Raw genomic sequence first — 21,058 nt, forward strand, 5'->3', positions numbered from 1 at the left:
CAAGGGCGAATCCCGACAGGCGCAGCCTGGCGGTGCCAAAGTGCACCCGCGGTGCCACCGATGAGCAGCGTGCGCCTGAGCGGCGGCCGCGTGATCGACCCCACGCAGGCGCTCGACGACCGCGTGATGGACCTGGTGCTGCGCGATGGCCGCATGGCCGCGGCCGACTACGCCGGGCCGGTGACCACCACGCTCGACGCCAGCGGCTGCGTGATCATGGCCGGCGGCATCGACATGCACACCCACATCGGCGGTGGCAAGGTCAACCTGGCGCGCATGCTGATGCCCGAGGATCACCGCGCCGGCCTCGATCCGCTGCCCCTGCCCGCGCCGCTGGCCGCGGCCACGCAGGCGCTCGAGCTGCCCTCGTGCGGCCGCTGCACGCCGGGCACCCTGGCCACCGGCTACCGCTATGTGGAGATGGGCTACACCGCGGCCTTCGAGCCGGCCATGGTGGCGGCCAATGCACGCCAGGCGCACCTCGAGATGGGCGACACGCCCATCCTCGACCACGGCGCCTACGTGATGCTGGGCAACGACGAGCTGATGCTGCAGATGCTGGCCGAGCAGCAGGATTTCGGCCTGCTGCGCGACTACACCGCCTGGACCCTGCACGCCAGCAAGGCGCTGGGCGTGAAGGTGGTCAACCCGGGCGGCATCTCGGCCTTCAAGTTCAACCAGCGCCGGCTCGACGTGGACGAGGCCCATGGCCACTGGGGGGTCTCGCCGCGGCGCGTGCTGCACACGCTGGCGCGCGCGCTGCACGACCTGGGCGTGCCGCACCCGCTGCACATCCACGGCAGCAACCTGGGCGTGGCCGGCAACATCGGCTCGACGCTGCAGACCATCGCGGCGCTCGAAGGTCTGCCCGGCCACCTGACCCATGTGCAGTTCCACGCCTACGGCCGCGAGGGGCCGAAGAAGTTCTCGTCGGCCGCGCGCGAGCTGGCCGAGGCGGTCAACACCCATCCCAACATCAGCATCGATGTCGGCCAGATCATGTTCGGCCAGACCGTCACCGCCTCGGGCGACACCATGCGCCAGCATGCCCAGGCCGGCCTGGCCAGCCCGCGCAAGTGGATCGGTGGCGACATCGAGTGCGAGGCCGGCTGCGGCGTGGTGCCCTTCCGCTACCGCGAGCAGAGCTTCGTCAACGCGCTGCAGTGGGCCATCGGGCTCGAGATCTTCCTGCTGGTGCGCAACCCCTGGCAGGTGGTGCTCACCACCGACCATCCCAATGGCGGCCCGTTCACCAGCTATCCGCACCTGATCCGGCTGCTGATGGACCGCAGCTTCCGCAACGAGCAGCTGGCCCGCCTGCACCCCGACGTGGCCGCGCACAGCGCGCTGGGCGAGATCACGCGCGAGCTGACGCTGCGCGAGATCGCCATCATGACCCGCGCCGGCCCGGCGCGCCTGCTGGGCCTGCGCGACCGCGGCCACCTGGCGCCCGGCGCCGCGGCCGACATCGCGGTGTACCGCGACCAGCCCGACCGCGAGCGCATGTTCGCCACGCCGCAATGGGTGTTCAAGGACGGCGCGCTGGTGGCCGAGGCCGGCCGGCTGCTGGCCATGCCGGTGGGTGGCACGCACTTTGTCGAGCCCGAATACGACCGCGGCATCGAGCGGGTGCTGCGCCGCCACTGGGCGCGCCACGGCTCGGTGAACTTCGACCACCAGGCCATCGGCCGCGACGAGCTGTGCCACTGCGCCAACGGCGGCCGCCTGCTGCCGGCGGCGTGTTTCGAGCGCACACCGGCATGAGCACGGCGCAACGCCCCGCGCTCGCGCTGCTGCGCAACGGCGTGCTGATCGACGACGGCTTTGCCGAGGCCTTTGCGATGAAGGCCACGCGGGTGATCGTCACCGCCCACAACGCGCAATGGGCGCGGCATGCGGCCGAGGCCGCCACCGGCTTGGCCACCTCGGTGATCGCCTGCGGCTGCGAGGCAGGCATCGAGCGCACGCTGGCGGCCGACGAAACCCCCGACGGCCGGCCGGGCGTGGCCCTGCTGCTGTTTGCGATGTCGGGCAAGGAGCTGGCCAAGCAGATCGAGCGCCGCATCGGCCAATGCGTGCTCACCTGCCCCACCACCGCGGCCTTTGCCGGCCTGGCCGAGGGCGAGCCGGTGGCGCTGGGCCGCAACCTGCGCTTTTTTGGCGATGGCTGGCAGATCGCCAAGCTGATCGACGGCCAGCGCTACTGGCGCATCCCGGTGATGGACGGCGAGTTCGTGGTGCAGGAGAGCACGCCGGTGATCAAGGCCGTGGGCGGCGGCAACCTGCTGCTGCTGGCCCGCGACACCGACTGCGCGTTGGCGGCGGCCGAGGCCGCGGTGGCCGCCATGCGCCGTCTGCCCAACGTGGTGATGCCTTTTCCGGGTGGCGTGGTGCGTTCGGGCTCCAAGGTGGGCAGCAAGTACCCGGCGCTGAGCGCGTCCACCAACGATGCCTTCTGCCCCGGCCTGCGCGGCCTGGTGCCGCACAGCGAGATCGCTGCCGAGGTGCGCTGCGTGCTCGAGGTGGTGATCGACGGCCTCAGCGAGGCCGACGTGGCCGCGGCCATGCGCGCCGGCCTGCAGGCCGGCATCGCCATCGGCGCCGCCGGGGGCCTGCTGCGCATCTCGGCCGGCAACTATGGCGGCAAGCTGGGGCCCTACCACTTCCACCTGCACCGGCTGCTGGAGGACAGGGCATGAGCGCGCAGGGCCGCTCCCAAGCGCCAATCCTGCAGCGCGGAGCGCGGGGGGGCGTGCAGTGAGCGGCTGGCGTCTGGCCCTGCGGCGGCCGCCGCCGCTGCGCCTGGATCTGCGCGGCCTCACGCCCGCCGCGCTGGCCGGCCTGGGCCAGGCGCAGGTCGAGCGCTGGCCGCTGGGCCATGGCCGCGAGACGCTGGCGCTGGCCGAGTGTTTTGACGTGTCGGCGCAGCCCGACGATGGGCTGCTTTTCGAGGGCAACCTGTCGCGCTGCGACCACCTGGGCTGGGGCATGGACGGCGGCCGCATCCGGGTGCTTGGCCCGGTGGGCGATGGCGTGGGCACCGGCATGCGCGCCGGCGAGCTGCGGGTGGACGGCAACGCCGGCGACCTGGCCGCCTGCGAGATGGCCGGCGGCCTGCTGCACATCGGCGGCGATGTCGGCCACTTTGCCGCCAGCACCCTGCCCGGCAGCATCGACGGCATGCGCGGCGGCCTGCTGCGCATCGACGGCCATGCCGGCGACCGCCTGGCCGACCGCATGCGCCGCGGCACCGTGCTGCTGCGCGGCGATGCCGGCGCCTACGCCGCCTCGCGCCTGGTGGCCGGCACCGTGCTGCTGGGCGGCCGCGCCGGCGCGCAGGTGGGCTATGGCATGCGGCGCGGCAGCGTGGTGTGCGCCGCCGGCCCGCAGGCCGTGACTGTGCCGGGCAGCTTTGTGCCGGCCGGCGCCGAGGTGCCGGTGTTCTGGGCCCTGCTGTCGCGCAGCCTGGCGCGCCTGGCCGGCCCGCAGCCCGACGCGCCCTGGCCCGAGCGCGCCTTGGCCGAGCACCCCTTCGCCGGCCTTGGCCGCCGGCCCATCCAGCGCCACCTGGGCGACCGTGCCCAGGGCGGCTTTGGCGAACTGATCCACCTGTGCTGACCCATCCCCGGAGCCCCTGCATGATCCCCGAGACGCCCGACTACCTGTTCCACGCCGGCGAGGCCACCGTGCTGGCGCGCGAAGGCCAGTTCACCGACGCCATGCCCGAGATCCTGATCGGCCGCACCGACGGGCCGGTGGGCCATGCCTTTGCCAAGCTGATGGCGCAGAGCAAGGGCCACACCGCGATGTTCGTGATCCGCGCCTGCAACCAGCTGGTGCGGCCGGCCACGATCATGGTGCCCAAGGTCACCCTGAAGGACACGGCCAACATCGACCTGTTCGGCGGCGTGGTGCAGAGCGCCACCGCCGATGCGGTGGTCGACTGCCTGATCGAGGGCATCATCCCGCGCGAGCTGGCCAACCGCCTGTGCATCATCAGCCTGGTCTGGATCGACCCGCGCTGCGCCAAGCACGAGAATCTCGACAAGAAGGACATGTACCGCACCAACCACGAGGCCACCCGGCTGGCCATCCGGCGCGCGCTGTCCAACGAGCCCACGGTGGATGAGCTGATCGCGCGCCGCCACAGCCTCAAGCACGACATGGACGACTGGTCCTGAGCCCTTTTTCTTGCCCGCCTTGCCTGCCACCCCCACCGCTGCCCCCGCGGCCGCCCCCGCGGCCGCCATCCTGCCGGCCCCGATGGCCTGCTTTGCCCTGATCGACGACCCGGGCGCCGACACCAACGCGCCCGCCGACGCCCGCCCCGGCGCACGCCTGTACACCGGCCTGGCCGGCGAGCACCGCTGCACCGATGCGCCGGGCCTGGATGCCTTGTGCGCCGCGGTGGCGGCCGACCAGGCCCGCGGCCTGCACGCCGTGCTGCTGGCCGACTACGAATGGGGTGCCAAGCTGCAGCAGGCCGCGGCGGCGCGCCGGCCGGGCGACGAAGCCGCCGCGCTGCGGGTGCTGATGTTCCGCCAGCGCCAGCACCTGGACGCGGCCCAGGCCCAGGCCTGGCTGCGCGAGCGCATCGCCAGCGAGGCCCAGGCCGAGCCCGATGCCGAGCGCGATGCCGACGGCCACCGCGCCTGCGGCGTGATCAGGCTGCAGCCCAGCATCGACCGCGCGGGCTTCGGCCAGGCCATTGCCGCCATCCAGACGGCCATTGCCGAGGGCCAGACCTACCAGGTCAACTACACCTACCGGCTCGAGGGCCAGGCCTACGGCTCGCCGCTGGCGCTCTACCAGGCCTTGCGCGCGCACCAGCCGGTGCGCCATGGCGCGCTGCTGGCCCTGCCGGCACGCAGCGCCCCGCCCTGGCAGGCGGGGGCCGCGGGCAGCGAGCCGCCGCCGGCGGTGGAGATGGTGCTGTCGTGCTCGCCCGAGCTGTTCCTGCAGCACCGCCAGGGTCTGGTGACGGCGCGGCCGATGAAGGGCACGGCGGCGCGCGGTGCCGGCCCCGAGGCCGACAGCGAGATCGCCCGCCAGCTCGCCGGCGACGTGAAGAACCGCGCCGAGAACCTGATGATCGTGGACCTGCTGCGCAACGATCTGGGCCGCGTGGCGATCACCGGCTCGGTGCAGGTGCCGGCGCTGTTTGCGGTGGAGCCCTATGCCACGGTGTTCCAGATGACCTCCACCGTGCAGGCGCGGCTGCGGCCCGGCGTGGGCCTGGCCGAGCTGCTGCGCGCCACCTTTCCCTGCGGCTCGATCACCGGCGCGCCCAAGCGCCACACCATGGGCCTGATCCGCCAGCTCGAGACCACGCCGCGCGGCCTGTACTGCGGCAGCATCGGCTGGCTCGATGCGCCGGCGCCAGGGGCGGCCTGCGGCGACTTCAGCCTCAACGTGGCCATCCGCACGCTCACGCTGGGGGCGCCCACGGCACGCGGCCTGCGCCCGCTGCGCCTGGGCGTGGGCGCCGGCATCGTGCAGGACAGCCGTGCCGCCGACGAGTTCGACGAGTGCCGGCTGAAGGCGCGCTTTCTCACCGCGCTCGACCCCGGATTTGCCCTGTTCGAGACCCTGCTGTGCACGGCCGGCGGCCAGCTGCCGCACCTGGCCCGCCACCTCGACCGGCTGCAGGCCAGCGCCGCGGCGCTGGGCTTCGGCCTCGACCGCGGGCAGGCGCAGGCCCTGCTGCTGGCGCGGGCGGCCACGCTGGCGCGCGGCATGCCGCACCGCCTGCGCCTGGCCTTGCGGCATGGCGGCCGGCTGCTGCTGAGCGATGCCGTGCTGGCCCCGCTGGTGGCTGCGGGCCCGGCCCCGCTGCTGGATGCCGGCCCGGCCGCACCGGCCGTGGCTATGCTGGCGCCGCCGGCTGCTGACGGGCTGGCGCTGCCGGCCGGCGCCGACCCGGCCCGGCCCGCTGGCGCGGTGCCGGTCAGCCTGCGCATCGCCAGCCAGGCGCTGCCGCTGGCCCGGCCGCTGGCCGGCCACAAGACCACGCTGCGCGCGCGCTACGACGCCGGCGTGCGCGAGGCCGAGCGCCACGGCGCCTTCGACACCCTGTTCTTCGACCGCCGCGGCCACCTGGTGGAAGGTGGCCGCAGCTCGGTGTTCGTGCGCCTGGACGGCCGCTGGTGGACGCCGCCGCTGAGCGATGGCGCCCTGCCCGGCGTGATGCGCGCGCTGCTGCTCGACAGCCCCGCCTGGCAGGCCGCCGAGCGCAGCCTCACCCGCGCCGATCTGCAGCGTGCCGAGGCCATCGTGGTGTGCAACGCGCTGCGCGGCGCCTTGCCGGCGCGGCTGGTTCAGCCAGCCACCGCGGCGCCGGCCGACGCGCTCAGCGCCTGAGTCTGAGCCTGAGTCCGGCAGGCAGCCGCGTCAGCGGCTGACGGCCGTGCGGCCCTGGCCGGGCTGCAGATGGGCCATCGGCTCGGGGGGCTCGGGCGGCAGCTCGCCGCGTTCGGCCGCGCGCAGCCAGCCCAGGCGCTTGCGCGTGCCGGGGTGGGTGGCGGTGTCGTTGTAGACGCCCATCTGCATGAACACCGCGCGCGCCTCCTGCACCGAATGGCCCAGCGGCTGGATGATGCGCAGCGCAAAGGCGTCGGCGGCAAATTCCTGGTGGTGGGCCAGGGCCGAGGCATCGCGGCCGAGCATCGGCGCCACGGCATCCGATTCGGCCTGCACCAGATCACCGGGCAACCAGGCCTGGTAGAGCCGGGTCATCTGGCGCCAGTGGTTCAGGCTCACATGGCCCAGCTCATGGGCCAGCACGAACAGGCGCTCGCCCTCGCTCAGGCGGCCCAGGCGCTCGCTCACCACGATCACGTGGCCGTGCAGGGTTTCGGCCAGCACCGGCCCGTCCACCACGCGCAGGCTCACCGGGCGCGGCAACTCCAGGCGCGCGGTCAGCTGGGCAAAGCTCTCGTGCAGGCGCTGCACGCTGGGCAAGGCCGGATCGGCCACCGCAAAACCGGCCAGGCGCAGCTGCTGCGAGCGCTCCAGCACCTCGCCGATGCCTTCGCACCAGGCCTGACTGCAGAACATCCAGCTCAACAGCAGAAACCAGCGACGCATGGGGCACCCTCTTCCGGACCGGATCGACGCCAGAGACGGGCCGCCGCGACAAAAACAGTGGCCTCAGACTAGCATGACCTCGGGTTAACCCTGGGCGAGAGTTGGGTGGCAATCGGCCCCCATCTCGGTGGCTGGGGTGCTGTTTCGCGGCTTGATTGGTGGCTTGGCGGGCTGATGCTCAGAGGTTGCCTCTCATTTCGGGGACACCCTCTCAGATCTTCACCGCGGCGCTGCAGGGCCCGTTTTCGGGCCGTCAACTCGTTGTTGCCGGGACCTCGCAGCCGGGCGCGGCGGCCCCGGCTACTGCACCAGGTTCAGGATCTCGAGCTGTTCCGACACGGTCTCGAAGGTGCCGGTGCCGGCCGGCATCTGCATCAGCGGGCGGCCGCGCGCGTCGAGCAGCCAGACGCTGGGATACACCAGCAGGCGGGCGCGCTCATCGCCGATCTCGCGCATCCAGTCGGCATAGGCCAGCGTGCGCCCGCCCAGGCGCACCAGCAGCCGGTCGGCCTGCACCGCCAGGCTGGCCGGCAGCTCATACACCAGGTACTGGCGCGCGAACTGCGGCGCCAGCTCGTCGGCATGGCGGGCCAGAAAGGCCTCGTAGCGCCGGCAGTAGGGGCAGTCACTGGCATGCAGGTAGAGGTACAGGCGCTTGCGCTGCTGCTGCGCGCGGCGCAGCGCGGGATCGAGGTCGAAAACATGGCGCGATGGCAGGCCGGTGGGCACCAGCGCCGTGGCGCCATAGGCCGCCGGCATGCCCCCGGCCCACGCGGCCTGCGGCGCCCAGGCCAGAAGCGCCAGCAGCGCCAGCAGCGCATGCAGCCATAGCGGCCCCGCCAGCGGCGCCAGCAGCGCCAGCAGCCACGGGCCGGCCCGCGCCAGGCCAGGCCAGGGCAGCTGCCGGCCCGGCCGGCACCGCCAGCGCTGCAGCGCGGCCGGCATCAGCCCACCGCCAGGCTGCCGCTGAAGCGCCGCTCTTTCGAGTCGAGCACCTCGGCCAGCAGCTCGCCCGGGCCCTGCGGCACGAAGAAGAAGCGCCAGGTCGGGTTCTCGCTGATCGAAAAATCGGTCTCGGCCTCGAACACCGGTCGGCCGCCATAGCTCACCCGGATGTGGCGCACAAAGTCGGGCGGGATGTACATCACCGTCACCTGGTTCAGCTCGAAGCCGGTGTCGTTGGGATGGATCACGGTCAGGTCCACCGGCACCGGCTGGCCCAGGCGCAGCTCGCCGGCCAGGCGCAGCACGGTCTTGCCGCGCAGGTGCAGGGTTTCGCGGTTGGGTGGCGCCGAGCAGCCGCCCGAGGTCTTGACGTAGCGCGAGTCGGTGTGCAGCTCGCCGTTGCTGAGCTCGGCCACCACGCGCACATGGCTGTACTCGTCCACCCGCAGCCGGGTTTCCACATCGGCCTGGCCCGCGGCCACGCCCAGCTCGATGGTGGCGGCCAGCGGCGAGGGGTTCTTGTCCACCAGCAGGTGCAGGCGGCGCACGTGGCGCTCGTCGCGCTGCGCCAGATGGGTGGCCACCCGCACCGGCACCGAGGCGCCGTAAGCCGCGCGCAGCGGCGCCGTGAGCTGCACCGTGCCCTGCCCGGCCAGCAGCGGGCGCTGGCCGAACAGGCGCTGGCGCAGCGTCTCCCATTCGGGCGAGCTGTCGCCGTGCGCGGCATTGGGCAGGCCGCCGGGCGCCGCCAGCGCCGGCATGGCCAGCGGCCAGGCCAGCGCCGCGCCACTGGCCTGCCCCAGGTGCTGCAGACAGCGGCGGCGCGACAGCGGTGCCGCGGCGGGCCGGGCCGGGGCGTGGGCCGGGGCGTGGGCGTGGGCAGAGCCGGCTGGGTCGGCTGGGTCGGCTAGGTCGACGGGGCGGGGCATGCTCGGTTCTCCTTCGGCGCGTGGCGGCGCCGGCGCTACTGCAGCAGGGCCTCGCGCTCGACGCGCAGGTAGGCGATCGAGGCGTTGCGGCGGTGGGTGGTCTCGTACTGGTCCCAGGCGGCGAACTCGGGCAGCTCGAGCGCCTCGCCGATGTTCATCAGCGCCGAGCCCTCGGCCACCAGCGCGCGGGCGCGCCGGGCCAGCTGCGTGAGGTAGCGATCGGTCTGTGCAATGGCCTGCGGCCCGGCCGCCGGGCCATGGCCGGGCACCAGCTGGCGCACCGGCAGGCGCGCCAGCGCGGCCAGCGCGGCGTGCCAGCCGGCCCAGTCGCTGTCCTGGATGTCGGGGATGCGGCCCACCGACACCAGGCCTCCGGCAAACAGGCTGCCGGTGTGGGTGTCGAACACGGCGATGTCGCCCGGCGTGCCGGCCGGCCCGGGGTACAGCAGCTGCAGCGGCCGGCCGATCAGCTGCAGCAGCTGGCCATCCGAAAACACCTGGTCGGGCCGGGCCAGCACCGTGCCCTGCAGCGGCGCCTCGCCGACCTGCTGGCGCAGCTGGCGCAGGCAGGTCTCGCAGCGCGCGGCCATCAGGTTGGCGCCACGCTGGTGCATCAGCAGCGCGATGCCCCGCGCCTGGAACGCCGCCGCGCCAAACACGAACTCGGGCCGCACCTGGGTGAGCAGGGCCAGGCGCACCGGCTGGTCGGTGAGCTCGGCCACCGCCGCCAGCAGGGCCTCGCCGTGCTGGCGCGAGCTGCCGGTGTCGATGCACACCACGCCCCTGGGGCCGACGATGACGCCCGCATTGCCGATGCGGCCCAGGTTGGCCGCATCGGCCACGCCGGGCTGGCCGCGCGCCATGTAGACGCCTGGCGCCACCGCCTGCAACTGCACCGGCGGGCCTGGGGCCAGCATCGGCGCCGCACCGGCCGCCACCGGCGGGGCCGCTGGGGGTGGCAAGGCCGACCGCAGCGCGCAGCCGCCAGTGGCCAGGCACAGGCCGCCCGCCAGGCCCAGGCCGGCCAGCCCGCCCAGCGCCAGACGGCGGCGGGCGGGGTCGGGGCCGGCGGCGGCGGGGGTCACGGCGCCTCGGTCAGCTTCTTGAGCTGGGCCAGGCCCGCCTGGTAGACGGCGGTCACCGCGCGCACCGCGGCTTCGTCATTGCGGTCGGGCGGCGGGTCGTTGTTGGGGTGGCCGCGGTAGAAGGCGCCGCGCCATTCCACGGTGCTGCGGCCCTCGCCATCGGGCCGCACCTGCAGCGTGGCGGTGTAGTTGGTGACCGGCAGCGCACCGCCGTCGCGGGCGCGGTAGCTGTACTTCATCTGCTCGGCGCTGTAGCCCTCGAGCTTCTCGAACAGCTCGCCGCCGCCCTTCAGCCGCAGGTGGCGCACCGAACCTTCGGCATTGCCCTGGTCGGCCGGGCTCTCGGCCACGGCCGGATGCCAGTTCTTCAGGCCGTCAAAGGCCGCGATGCGTGCCCACACCTTGGCCGCCGGCGCGGCAATGCTGATGGTCTCGACCACCTTCTGCCGGGTCGGGCCATGGGCCTGCGCCGGCAGCGACAGCGCGGTGGCGGCCGCCAGCAGCGCGGCGGTGGTGACAAGGCGGCGCCGGTGGGCGCGGGGCTGGGGCTGGCAGGGCACAGAGGTCTCCGTTTCAGGGCGGGGGAATCGGTTGAGGGGGCGGTTGACGGTGCGGTTGACGGTGCGGGTGCGGGTGCGGGTGGCTGGGGCGACGCTTGGCTGCGGGGGCTGCGGGGGCTGCGGGGGGCTGCGCAGCTCAAGGCGGCGTGGGCGCGCCGATGAACGCACCAAAGGCGCGGCTGTTGCGGCCGGTGGCCACGCGCCGCAGTTGCTGGCCCGAGGCGGCGTCGAGCACGCTCACATCGTCGTCCATCCAGTTCACTACGTAGACCTTGTCGGCATGGGCGGCCACGCCCTCGGGGTAGCCAAAGCCGCGCAGCGTGCGCAGCGGCCGCAGCGTCTGCGCATCGATGACGCTGACGCTGTCGTCGTGCTGGTTGCTCACGTACAGCAGCCGGCCACCATCGGCCAGTGCCGCACCGTAGGGCGCCCGGCCCACGCCGATGGTGGCCGTCACGGTGAGGCTGCGGGTGTCGATCACGCTGAGGTCGTTGCTCAGCACGTTCAGCGCATACAGGCGCTGGCGCGCGGCGTCGTGCAGCAGCGCAAAGGGGTGTTCGCCCACCGCCACGCGGCGCAGCACACGGCCGCTGCCGAGATCGATCTCGGCCACCTGGTTGTCGTCGCGCTCGGCCACCCAGGCGCTGCGGCCGTCGGGGTGGGCGGCCACGCCGGCCGGGGCGCGGCCCACGGCGACTTCGCGCGGCGCCGCCTGGCCGCGGCTGGGCAGCAGCAGCAGCCGGTTGCGGTACCAGTCGGCCACCAGCAGCCACTGGCCGTCGGGCGTGATGTCCAGGCCCACCGGGCCGTCGCCGGCGGGCAGCGTGGCCACCACCGCCTGGCGCCGCATGTCGATGACCGAGATGCTGCGGCTGTCGGGGTTGGACACGAACACCAGGCCGAGCCCGCTGGCCGCCACCACGCCGGCCGGCGAGCGCCCCACCGGCACCGTGGCCACCACGGCCTGGCGCTCGAGGTCGATCACCGAGACATCGTGGCTGCCCTGGTTGGTGATGTAGGCAAAGGGTGCCGCCCCTGCCGCGCCGCAGGCCGCGGCCAGCGCCAGGCTGCTGGCCAGGCGGGCGCGCAGCGTCATCGCGGCTGGATGAAGCAGCGTTGCGCCGCCTTGGCCTGCAGCTCGCGCAGGCGCTTGATCTGCGGCTTGATCGACTCGTTGTCGCGCAGCTCGCTGCCGCGCTCGCCACCGATGCTGATCGCGTTGGCCGCCGTGCTCATGCTCACATAGGCCTCGTGCGGCACCTCGGCGGCCACCGCGTCGAGCGCGCAGGAGCACTTGCTCAGCATCTCGAACTGCGGCCCGGGGTTGGCGCGCATGCAGTCGAGCACATAGCGCACGCGCTCGGCGGTGGGGTAGTCGTTGGCCAGGGCCGGGGCATGGCCCGACAGGGTTGACAGGCCCGCCAGGCAGGCCAGCGCGATCCGGGCCAGGCCGTGCCCGCGCTGGCGGCCTTGCTGGCCGTGTGGAAGGCGGTGCCGGGGCGTGCTGCGCTGGGTCATGGGGTGTTCACGGTCGGGCGTGGGTAGGGCGGTGCGCGCTGGCTGGGTGGGCCTCAGGGCGTGCGCGTGGCCGGCGTGGGGCGTGCTGCGGCCGCTGCCGCAGCGCCGGCGGCCCCGCTGGCCCCGCTGGCGCCGGTGGTCCCGCTGGCCCCGGCGGCTCGGGTGTCGGCGCCGCCCAGCGTGGGCGTGGCGCCGTCGAGCCACAGCTCCTCGGCCAGCACCGGCGTGGCCGCACCCGGGGCGGCGGCCACCAGGCTGCGAATGGCGTACAGGCCGCCCGGCACGGCGTCGGACAGCACAAAGCTGTACTGCTTGCCGGCCAGCTGTTCGAAGCGGGCACGCAGCGGGTCGTCGTGGTAAGGCCTGATCACGATCTGCTGCGCGGCCACCGTCTTGCCGCGCCACGGCACCTGCAGCGTGCTGATCTGGGCGCCCTGGTAGACCGCCATGCGGATGCGCTTGCGAAAGTAGTTGGCCTTGCCGCTGGTCAGGCGCTGCATCTCGGCGATCTCGCGCTCGAGAAAAAACAGCAGCGCGGGGTTCGACTCGGCCTGCTCGATCTCGGGCGTGGCCACCTTGTGCTTGCCGCTGAGAAAGTCGCCCTTGGCCGCGCAGCAGCGGCCGTCGGCGCGGGCCGTGAGCGCCAGCGAGAGCTGATCGTCGAAGTTCTCGGCCAGGCTGCCGCGGCGCGCGAACTGGTAGCGCAGCACCAGCGGCGGCTTCAGCGTGCCCAGGTGGTTCTGCATGAACAGCGCCCGCTCGGCTGGCGAGAAGTCTTCGGCGCCGGCCTTGGCGGGCGCTTGGGTGGGTTCTTTGGCGGGTTCTTTGCTGGCCGCCGTGGCCGCCCGGGCCGGCGGGCTGAAGGCCAAGCCACCCAGGCCGGCCAGCCCGCCCAGACCTGCCGAACTGGCCATCAGGGCCAGACCGGCCAGCAGACCGGCGCCCTGCCGCACCCCGAGCCAGCGCGCGATCACGGCCGTGTCGCCGAGAAGGTTTCGTCGACCAGCGGCACGTTGTACTCGGCCAGGATGGCCTCGATGGCGCCGCGCTGCGCGTCGATCAGGGCCTCGACCTGGGCCTTCCAGGCGCGCTCGCCATGGCGCACGCCCATTGCCATCTGGTAGTCGAACTGCACGCCGCGCTCGGACTTGAGCGGCACCACGGTCAGCCGGGGCTGGCTCACACGCTTGGCAAAGTAGCCGGCGATCGGGCCCCAGACGATGGCCACGTCGATCTTGCCCGCGGCCAGATCGCTCTCGATGATCTGGCCCGGGTACTGGTCGGGGTTGGCGTCGAGCGTGCGGTAGGGCACGCCGCTGTCGACCAGGCCGTGGCGGTTGAGCCATTCGGCGGCCGGTGAGCGGTCGTACACGCCAATGCGCAGCTGCGACAGCACACGCTTGTCGAGCGCCAGAAACTGCTCGCCGCTGCGCACGCCGTCCAGGCCCTTGCCGGACGCGTACACCAGCGCATAGGTCGAGCGGTAGTAGGGCTTGGTCACCGCCACCTGGTCAAAGCCGACCGGCACGCCGATGACGATGTCGCAAGGGTAGTCCTGCCCCGGCAGCTTGTAGCGCAGCGTGTTGCGGATGAAAGCCATGCGCTGCGGAAACGAGTAGTAGGTCACCGGCAGGCCCATGGCCTTGCCCAGCACCTCGGCAATGCGGTTCTCGATGCCTTCGCCGCTGCGGTTGGAGAACGGCAGGTTGTTCGGGTCCTGGCACACGCGCAGCGCGGTGCGCGGCTCGGCCGCTGCCTCCTGCGCGGCCACGGGGGGCTGGGCCAGCGCCAGGGTCAGGCCCAGGCATGCCGCGGCAAAGGGCCTCATGGCGAGATCGGCTCGACCTTGGAGCGGGTGATGGCGCCGTCGGAACGGCCCTTGAGGTAGGCATACAGCTGGTCGATGTTGTTCATCACCGCCTCGCTGGAGCCGAAGCTCTGCATGCCCTTGTCGAGGCGGCCGTCGCGCACCACCTTGACGAAATCGTCCTTGCTCAGGGTCTTGAGGCTGACCACCAGCGAGGGGCCGACCATGCCTTCCTGATTGGCACCATGGCAGCGGTCGCAGGCCGCCTGGCGCCAGGTGCGAAAGCCCTTCATGGTCTGGGGATCGACCTTGTAGCCGTCGACCACGGTGTACAGCGCATCGCCGGCCGCGGCATTGCAGGCGCCCACCAGGGCAAGGTTGAGCAGCAAAAACTTCCTGAGCATGGTGATGTGTGCGAGCTTGGGTTGCTGGTAGGTCAGGGCCCAGGCGGGCCGCGCGCTGCGCGCCGCCCGCCTGGCTTGGTGGGGCCGGGCGGCGGGTGTGGGCCACCCGCCGCCCGGCGCCCGCAGGCGCCTCAGTTGGGCAAGGCGAAGACGGTCAGCGAGCCACCGAGTTCGGTGTACTGGCTCAGTTCACGGTAGCCACCCACGGCACCCAGGCCGTCGGTGTCCTTCTCGAGGCCAGCGGCCATGCCGATGCCGGCCCAGCCACCGATGCCCGAGAACACGCCCAGGAACTGCTTGCCCTTGTGCTCGTAGGTGAACACGTTGCCGATGATCCCGGAGGGCGTCTTGAACTTGAACAGCTCCTTGTTGATGTCCTTCTTGTCCACGCACTTCAGGTAGCCCTCGAGCGTGCCGTAGCAGCTGAGACCGCCTGCGGTGTTGAGCGATCCGCTCCACACCGAGAACTTCTCGGCCTTGCTCTGCACGATCTTGCCGGTGCCGGCGTCCCAGGTGATGTAGTTGCCCATGCCGCCGTGGCTGGCCGGCGCCGGGAACATCGACAGCGTGGCGCCCACATACGGCTGGCCCGCGGTGTACTCGACCTTGAACGGCTCGTAGTCCATGCAGACATGGTTGGTCGGCACGTAGAAGAGCTTGGTTTCGGGGTCGAACGAGGCCGGCTGCTGGTCCTTGCTGCCCAGTGCGGCCGGGCAGATGCCCTTGGTGTTGACGTCGGGTCCGTTCTTGGCCGTGGAGTAGCGTGGCACCACCTGCGGCCGGCCCGACTTCATGTCCACATGGGTGGCCCAGTTCACCGCTGGATCGAACTTCTCGGCCACCAGCAGGGCGCCGTTGGTGCGGTCCATGGTGTAGCCGAAGCCGTTGCGGTCGAAGTGCACCAGGGCCTTGGTCATCTTGCCCTTGACCGGGATGTCGGCCAGGATCATCTCGTTGATGCCGTCGAAGTCCCACTCGTCGAACGGCGTCATCTGATAGACCCAGTTGACGCGGCCGCTGTCGACATCACGCGACCAGATCGACATCGACCACTTGTTGTCGCCCGGGCGCTGCGCCGGGTTCCAGGTGCTGGGGTTGCCGGTGCCGTAGAACATGGCGTTGAGCGCCTTGTCGTAGCTGTACCAGCCCCAGGTGGTGCCGCCGCCGATCTTCCACTGGTCGCCCTGCCAGGTCTTGAGCGAGGAGTCCTTGCCCACCGGCTTGACCGCACCATCGGTCCAGGTGGTGGTGCGGTCGGGGTCGATCAGCATCTCGCTGTCGGGGCCCACGCTGTAGCCCTTCCAGGCCAGCTTGCCGTCGCTGAGGTTGTAGGCCGCGATAAAGCCGCGCACACCCCATTCGCCGCCGGAGATGCCGGTGATGACCTTGTCCTTGAACACGTGCGGCGCATTGGTGTTCACCGCGCCGAGCTTGGGCTCGCCGTTCTTCACGCTCCACAGCAGCTTGCCGCTCTTGGCATCGAGCGCGATCAGGTTGCTGTCGGCCTGCTGCAGGATGACCTTGCCTTCGGCATAGGCCAGGCCGCGGTTGACCGTGTCGCAGCACATCTGCGGAATCACGGCCGGGTCTTGCTTGGGCTCGTACTTCCACAGGATCTTCTGCGTGTCGAGGTCGATCGCGAACACCTTGTTCGGGAACGGCGAGTGCAGGTACATCTTGCCGTCCACCACCAGTGGCGAGCCCTCATGGCCGCGCAGCACGCCGGTGGAGAAGGTCCATGCCACCTGCAGCTTGCCCACGTTGCTGGCGTTGATCTGCTTGAGCTGGCTGTAGCGCTGGTTGTACATGTCGCCAGCCTGCATCGCCCAGTTCTTGGGGTTGGCGATGTGTTTCTCGACATCGGCGTTGGCCAGTGCCAGGCCTGGCAGCGCCAGCAGCGCCAGGCCCACACACGACCACACCGACCGATTGGATAGTCCCGTCCTTCGCATTGCTGTCTCCTTGTTGAGATGACCGGAGCCTTGCCGCGCCATCACCACCCGGTGGTGATCAATGGCCTCGGATTGACGTACTCGGCACCCCCTTTCCGCAAAAAGCGGGCCCGATTCCGGGGGGGGGCCGGCCGGGCGGCTGGTGGCCAGCGGCGGCTCGCGGGGCCACGGCCGGGTAGCGGGTGCCGCCCACGATGGCAGGCAGGCCAGGCGGGCGCAAGCGCTGCGCGCCGAAGGCGGCAAGGGTTCAGGGATCGTCCCGATAGGGTTACTACGGTTTGCCGGGCGCGGCCTGGCGGGCCGGCCGGCGGCGCCGGCCAGGGCCGCGCACAAGCTGCGCCAAAAGCGTGGCACCGGGGCCGGGACACAGTGTTGCAGTTGCCCGCTGGCAAGGGGCCTGGCCATGCAACGCTGACGCAAGGCGGGCATGGGTGAGCGGCGCTCAGCCACTCAGTCCAGCCCGCGCGGCCGCGCCGTCGCAGTCGCTGCCGAGACCGCCGGCTGGCGGTTGCCTGCTGATGCAGCCGCCAGCCAGCCAGCCAGCCGCGGCGTCCATACCGGCCGCACCAGCGTGCCGAGGCAAGCTCTGGCTGCGTCGCGGGCGCGCGGTCGCGCCGTGGCGCATACTGGCTGCATGAACACTGACTGGACAGCCCGGCGCCCTGGGGTGCCTGCGGCAGCGCGATGATCCGCATCGAGTTGCAGATCGACCTGCGCTACGAGATCGACGAGTACGGCGCCGATTTCATCTTCAACATCCACGCGGCGCACACGCCGGCCCAGGTGGTGTGCTCGGAACAGCTCACGCTGAGCCAGCCGATCGCCACCCGGCTGGACACCGACCCCGCCACCCGCAACCGCTACCTGCGGCTGCGCGCGCTGCCGGGCACGCTGGCGCTGCGCTACCTGGCCACGGTGCAGTTGACGCACCAGTTTCTCGAGCCGGCGCAGTTGCCCGAGGTGCCGGTGGGCCGACTGCCGCCCGAGGTGATCGGCTACATCTACCCCAGCCGCTACTGCCAGAGCGACCGCCTGATCCGCCTGGCCACGCACCAGTTCGGCGCGCTCTTCACCGGCCACAGCCGGGTGATGGCCATCCAGGACTGGGTGCGCCGGCAGGTGCGCTTTACCTCCAACACCACCAACTCCAGCACCTCGGCGGTGGACACGGTGATCGAGCAGCAGGGCGTGTGCCGCGACTTCGCGCACCTGATGATCGCGCTGTGCCGGGCGGTCAACATCCCGGCGCGATTTGCCACCGGCACCGATTACGGCGCCGATCCGGTGCTGGGCCCGCCCGACTTCCATGCCTATGTGGAGGTGTACATCGGCGGACGCTGGGTCATCTTCGACCCCTCGGGCACCGCCATCCCGATGGGTTTTGTGCGCCTGGGCACCGGGCGCGACGCCGCCGACGTGGCCGTGGCCACCATCTTCGGCAACGTGCAGTCGGCACCGCCGCTGATCCGCACCACCATCCTGCACGACCTGCCGGGCTGCGTGATGCCGGCGCACAGCACGCAGGCGCTCAGCACCGATGCCGGGCCGCCGCCGCTGCAGGCGCAGCCCCTGGCGCCACTGGCGCCTTACCAGCCGCTCGCGCCGCTGGCGCCGTAGCTGGCGCTGGCGCCGCTGGCGCCGTAGCAGCCGCTGGCGCCGTAGCTGCCGCTCGTGCCACTGGCGCTGAAGCCGCCGGTCGAGCCGCCGCCGCTGCCCTGAACGCGGGCCGGCCGTGGCCGCCGGTGGCGGCCCGTGGGCCGCTGGCCGCCACCTATGATGGCCGCCATGCCGGCCCCCACCGCCCTGCCCCGCCCCGCGCCGCTGCGTGCCGCGCAGCGCTGGCTGGCCAGCTGGTGGCAGATCGTGCACCTGGGCGCGCTGGTGGGGGCGCTGCTGCTCAGCCCGTCCACCTACGGCCGTGCGCGCCGGCCGCTGCTGGCGCGGCAGGTGGTGGCGTCGGCGCTGCCGCTGCTGGGCTGGTTTGGCGTGGTGTCCACGCTGCTGAGCCTGGTGATCGCGCGCATCGTGCTGGTCACCGCCGCCAGCTACGGCCTCAGCCAGTACGCGCTGGGCATGGTGGTGCGGGTGCTGGTGCTCGAACTCATTCCGCTGGTGGCGGCGCTGTTCGTGGCGGTGCGGGTCACCGTGCCGGCGGCGGCGCAACTGGCCGCGCTGCGCCAGACCGGCGCGCTGCAGGCGCTGCGCCAGCGTGGCGGCGACCTGCTGCGCGACGAGGTGGTGCCGCGCGCCGCCGCGGCGCTGTTCTGCATGCTGCTGCTGGCCGCGCTCAGCAGCGTGGTCACGCTGGTGCTGGCCTATCTGCTGGCGCATGGCTTCACGCCCTGGGGGCTGGCGCGCTTTACCCGCCAGGTGGGCCAGGTGTTCACGCCGGCCGTCTCGCTGATCTTTCTGCTCAAGACCCTGGGCTTCGGCGCCGCGGTGGCCATCATTCCGCTGGGCTCGGGCCTGCACGACCGCACGGGCAGCGCCAACCCGCTGCCGCTGGAGCTGCAGGGCCTGGTGCGGCTGTTTGCCGCCATCCTGCTGATCGAGGTGCTGTCGCTGATGGGCAACTACGCCTGACTCGCCTGACTCGCCCGATACGCCCCACGCCCGACACGCCTGCCCCCGCCCCCGCCACCGATGACCGAGCCGTCCTCCACCCCCGCCGCGCCCGTGCCGCCGGCGCCACCCGCGCCATCTGCACCACCCGCGCCGCCCACGCTGCCCCCGGCCATGCCGCCCGAGCACAACGCCGGCCTCGAGCGCCTTGCCGGCGGCCTGCTGCTGCTGCTGGTGGCCTTGCTGGCGGCCTCGGCCCTGTACCTGCTGTATGCGCGCGGCGCCTTCGAGCCCACCCAGCGCCTGGTGCTGCTGGCCGATGATTCCGAGGGCGTCACGGTGGGCATGGACCTCACCTTCTCGGGCTTTCCGATCGGCCGCGTGCGGCGCATCGAGCTGGCGCGCGACGGCAATGTGCGCATCCTTGTCGACGTGCCGCGCAGCGAGGCCCACTGGCTGCGCCAGAGCAGCGTGTTCACGCTGTCGCGCGGCCTGGTGGGCGGCACCGCGTTGCGCGCCTTCAGCGGCATCCTCACCGACCCGCAGCTGCCCGATGGCGCCGAGCGCCGCGTGCTGGCCGGCGACGCCAGCGCCGAGGTGCCCAAGCTGGTGGCCGCGGTGCGCGAGCTGGTGGCCAACCTCAGCGCCCTGACCGACAAAGACGCGGCGCTGGCCGGCATGCTGGCCAATGCCGCCACGCTGACCGGCCGGCTCAACGAGCCGCGCGGCGCGCTGGGCGTGCTGATGGGCAACCCGGCCGATGCCGACAAGGTGATCAGCGCGCTGAACCGCAGCAATGCGCTGCTGGCGCGCATCGATGGCCTGGCCCAGCGCATCGACGGCCTGGCCGCCAAGGCCGACAGCCTGGTGGGCCATGCCGATGCCCAGGTGTTCGGCCCGCAAGGCCTGGCCAGCGAAGCCCAGGCCACGGTGGTGCAATTGCGCGGCCTGCTCGGCGATGCCCGCGGCACGCTGCAGGGCGTGGACAAGCTGCTGGCCGAAGCCCAGGGCGTGGCCGCCAACACCCGCAGCGCCACCGCCGACCTGGGGCCGCTGCGCGCCGAGCTGGAGGCCAGCCTGCGCAAGCTGCAAGGCCTGGTGAACGAGCTGAACCGGCGCTGGCCGCTGGCGCGCGACACCGAGCTGAAGCTGCCATGAACAGCGCCTCCACCCGAAGCGGGCTGCGCTCGCCTCCCCCCCAGGGGGGCGCCGCCAGTGGCCCGGCGAAGCCGCTTCCACGGCGGCTGCTGGGGTGGTTTGCTGCCGTGCTGGCGCTGGTGTCGGGCTGCGCCGGCACGCCGCCGCCCGACTGGCAGATGAACGTGCACGGTGCGCTGCAGCGCGCGGTGGAGGCCCAGCTCTCGGGCCACACCCGCGTAGCCGAGGCCGAGATGCGCGTGGTGCGCAGCGAAATCGCCCGCACCGGCCGCCCGGCCCTGCTGGCGCGCGCCGAGCTGCTGCGCTGCGCGGCCGAGGCTGCCGCACTGAACTTCGGCGCCTGCCCGGCCTTCGAGCCGCTGCGCGCCGATGCCGAAGCGCCCGAGCTGGCCTACGCCGCCTACCTGGCAGGCCGCGCCAGCGGCGGCGCCGATGCCGCGCAGCGCGCCCTGCTGCCCGCCGCCCAGCAGGCCATCGCCGCCGCCGCCACGGTGGACGCCGCGCGCCTGAACACCATTGCCGACCCGCTGGCCCGCCTGCTGGGCGCCGCCATGGCGCTGCGCGACAACCGCCTGGCACCCGAGGCCATCGCGCTGGCCATAGCCACCGCCTCCGCCCAGGGCTGGCGCCGCCCGCTGCTGGCCTGGCTGCAGCTGGCGCAGCAGCGCGCGCAGCAGGCCGGCGATGGCGAGCAGGCGGCGCGGCTGCAGCGGCGCATGGATCTGGTGCTGGGCGGGGCCGACGGGCGCTGAAGGCCTGTTCCGCGGCGGCGCATGGCCGGTGTGCCAATTGCACAAGCGCCCATTGCAGAATGGGCGCCAACACAATAGGCACCGGGCAGGGAGAAGGCCATGCAACGCACCCATGCCGCAGCACCTGGCCAGCGCGCAACATGAGCGGCGCCGCCGACGCGCTGGCCCAGTTGCGCCAGGCCCAGGCACCAGCCGGTGCTCACCCAGCGCTGCCGGAAGATGTTAGGACATCGGGCTGTCGGGCGACTCGGCCTGGATGCCATCGCCAGCAGAAGCGGCCACAGCAGGCCTGGGCTGGCG

General features: G+C 72.5%; 20 protein-coding genes. 9 read left to right on the plus strand and 11 right to left on the minus strand.

Annotation, left to right across the window (positions count from 1 at the left end; translation table 11 throughout):
- Positions 1-60 precede the first annotated feature (60 nt).
- From N4G63_RS24160 to N4G63_RS24180, 5 genes are all read left to right on the plus strand, one after another.
- On the plus strand, positions 61-1,764 hold the full coding sequence (locus N4G63_RS24160; protein WP_314600242.1) for a formylmethanofuran dehydrogenase subunit A: 1,704 nt from the start codon (positions 61-63) through the stop codon (positions 1,762-1,764).
- Positions 1,761-2,699 carry a formylmethanofuran--tetrahydromethanopterin N-formyltransferase gene (fhcD, locus tag N4G63_RS24165; RefSeq protein WP_260790171.1) on the plus strand — a complete coding sequence of 313 codons (939 nt, stop codon included), beginning with the start codon at positions 1,761-1,763 and terminating at the stop codon, positions 2,697-2,699. Before N4G63_RS24160 ends, fhcD begins: the two co-directional genes overlap by 4 nt.
- 58 nt (positions 2,700-2,757) lie before the next feature.
- Positions 2,758-3,618: a formylmethanofuran dehydrogenase subunit C gene (locus N4G63_RS24170; protein WP_260790172.1), complete on the plus strand. Its 861-nt coding sequence runs from the start codon at positions 2,758-2,760 to the stop codon at positions 3,616-3,618.
- Between the two features lie 20 nt (positions 3,619-3,638).
- Positions 3,639-4,181 (plus strand): formaldehyde-activating enzyme, encoded by a 543-nt coding sequence (gene fae / locus N4G63_RS24175; RefSeq protein ID WP_260790173.1) that lies wholly within the window; start codon positions 3,639-3,641, stop codon positions 4,179-4,181.
- Positions 4,182-4,263: 82 nt separating this feature from the next.
- On the plus strand, positions 4,264-6,360 hold the full coding sequence (locus N4G63_RS24180; RefSeq protein ID WP_260790225.1) for a bifunctional chorismate-binding protein/class IV aminotransferase: 2,097 nt from the start codon (positions 4,264-4,266) through the stop codon (positions 6,358-6,360).
- A 30-nt stretch (positions 6,361-6,390) separates the two neighbouring features.
- Here N4G63_RS24180 and N4G63_RS24185 read toward each other — a convergent pair whose 3' ends face one another.
- The 11 genes from N4G63_RS24185 to xoxF form a co-directional block, all read right to left on the minus strand.
- Positions 6,391-7,086 carry a M48 family metalloprotease gene (locus N4G63_RS24185; RefSeq protein ID WP_260790174.1) on the minus strand — a complete coding sequence of 232 codons (696 nt, stop codon included), beginning with the start codon at positions 7,084-7,086 and terminating at the stop codon, positions 6,391-6,393.
- A 300-nt stretch (positions 7,087-7,386) separates the two neighbouring features.
- Positions 7,387-8,031: a thioredoxin fold domain-containing protein gene (locus tag N4G63_RS24190; RefSeq protein ID WP_260790175.1), complete on the minus strand. Its 645-nt coding sequence runs from the start codon at positions 8,029-8,031 to the stop codon at positions 7,387-7,389.
- Positions 8,031-8,960, minus strand: coding sequence for a quinoprotein dehydrogenase-associated SoxYZ-like carrier (locus N4G63_RS24195; protein ID WP_260790176.1), 930 nt, complete (start codon positions 8,958-8,960; stop codon positions 8,031-8,033). Before N4G63_RS24195 ends, N4G63_RS24190 begins: the two co-directional genes overlap by 1 nt.
- A gap of 35 nt (positions 8,961-8,995) precedes the next feature.
- Positions 8,996-10,045, minus strand: coding sequence for an MBL fold metallo-hydrolase (locus N4G63_RS24200; protein WP_260790177.1), 1,050 nt, complete (start codon positions 10,043-10,045; stop codon positions 8,996-8,998).
- The gene (locus N4G63_RS24205) at positions 10,042-10,605 is read right to left on the minus strand and encodes an SRPBCC family protein (protein ID WP_260790178.1); all 564 of its coding nucleotides are present in this window, start codon (positions 10,603-10,605) and stop codon (positions 10,042-10,044) included. The genes N4G63_RS24200 and N4G63_RS24205 overlap by 4 nt, the downstream gene beginning before the upstream one ends.
- A gap of 136 nt (positions 10,606-10,741) precedes the next feature.
- Positions 10,742-11,701, minus strand: coding sequence for a YVTN family beta-propeller repeat protein (locus tag N4G63_RS24210; RefSeq protein WP_260790179.1), 960 nt, complete (start codon positions 11,699-11,701; stop codon positions 10,742-10,744).
- Complete coding sequence (locus tag N4G63_RS24215) at positions 11,698-12,123, minus strand: hypothetical protein (protein WP_260790180.1); 426 nt, start codon at positions 12,121-12,123, stop codon at positions 11,698-11,700. Before N4G63_RS24215 ends, N4G63_RS24210 begins: the two co-directional genes overlap by 4 nt.
- A gap of 53 nt (positions 12,124-12,176) precedes the next feature.
- The gene (locus N4G63_RS24220; RefSeq protein ID WP_260790181.1) at positions 12,177-13,097 is read right to left on the minus strand and encodes a hypothetical protein; all 921 of its coding nucleotides are present in this window, start codon (positions 13,095-13,097) and stop codon (positions 12,177-12,179) included.
- Entirely contained in the window at positions 13,094-13,951 is an 858-nt protein-coding gene (locus N4G63_RS24225; RefSeq protein ID WP_314600243.1) for a substrate-binding domain-containing protein, read from the minus strand. The genes N4G63_RS24220 and N4G63_RS24225 overlap by 4 nt, the downstream gene beginning before the upstream one ends.
- The gene (locus N4G63_RS24230) at positions 13,948-14,334 is read right to left on the minus strand and encodes a c-type cytochrome (protein ID WP_260790183.1); all 387 of its coding nucleotides are present in this window, start codon (positions 14,332-14,334) and stop codon (positions 13,948-13,950) included. Before N4G63_RS24230 ends, N4G63_RS24225 begins: the two co-directional genes overlap by 4 nt.
- A gap of 131 nt (positions 14,335-14,465) precedes the next feature.
- Complete coding sequence (gene xoxF, locus N4G63_RS24235) at positions 14,466-16,256, minus strand: PQQ-dependent ethylene glycol dehydrogenase XoxF (RefSeq protein WP_443112093.1); 1,791 nt, start codon at positions 16,254-16,256, stop codon at positions 14,466-14,468.
- A gap of 714 nt (positions 16,257-16,970) precedes the next feature.
- Here xoxF and N4G63_RS24240 point away from each other — a divergent pair.
- The 4 genes from N4G63_RS24240 to N4G63_RS24255 all read left to right on the plus strand — a co-directional run bounded on the left by N4G63_RS24240 (position 16,971) and on the right by N4G63_RS24255 (position 20,758).
- Complete coding sequence (locus N4G63_RS24240) at positions 16,971-17,903, plus strand: transglutaminase-like domain-containing protein (RefSeq protein ID WP_260790184.1); 933 nt, start codon at positions 16,971-16,973, stop codon at positions 17,901-17,903.
- A 168-nt stretch (positions 17,904-18,071) separates the two neighbouring features.
- Entirely contained in the window at positions 18,072-18,869 is a 798-nt protein-coding gene (locus tag N4G63_RS24245) for an MlaE family ABC transporter permease (RefSeq protein WP_443112094.1), read from the plus strand.
- A gap of 60 nt (positions 18,870-18,929) precedes the next feature.
- A complete protein-coding gene (locus tag N4G63_RS24250; RefSeq protein ID WP_443112095.1) occupies positions 18,930-20,006 on the plus strand; it encodes an MlaD family protein in 1,077 nt (358 codons plus the stop codon).
- A 107-nt stretch (positions 20,007-20,113) separates the two neighbouring features.
- Positions 20,114-20,758 (plus strand): hypothetical protein, encoded by a 645-nt coding sequence (locus tag N4G63_RS24255; RefSeq protein ID WP_260790186.1) that lies wholly within the window; start codon positions 20,114-20,116, stop codon positions 20,756-20,758.
- Positions 20,759-21,058 lie beyond the last annotated feature (300 nt).

Origin of the sequence: Aquabacterium sp. OR-4 (assembly GCF_025290835.2) — a bacterium.
Taxonomy (GTDB): domain Bacteria; phylum Pseudomonadota; class Gammaproteobacteria; order Burkholderiales; family Burkholderiaceae_C; genus Pseudaquabacterium.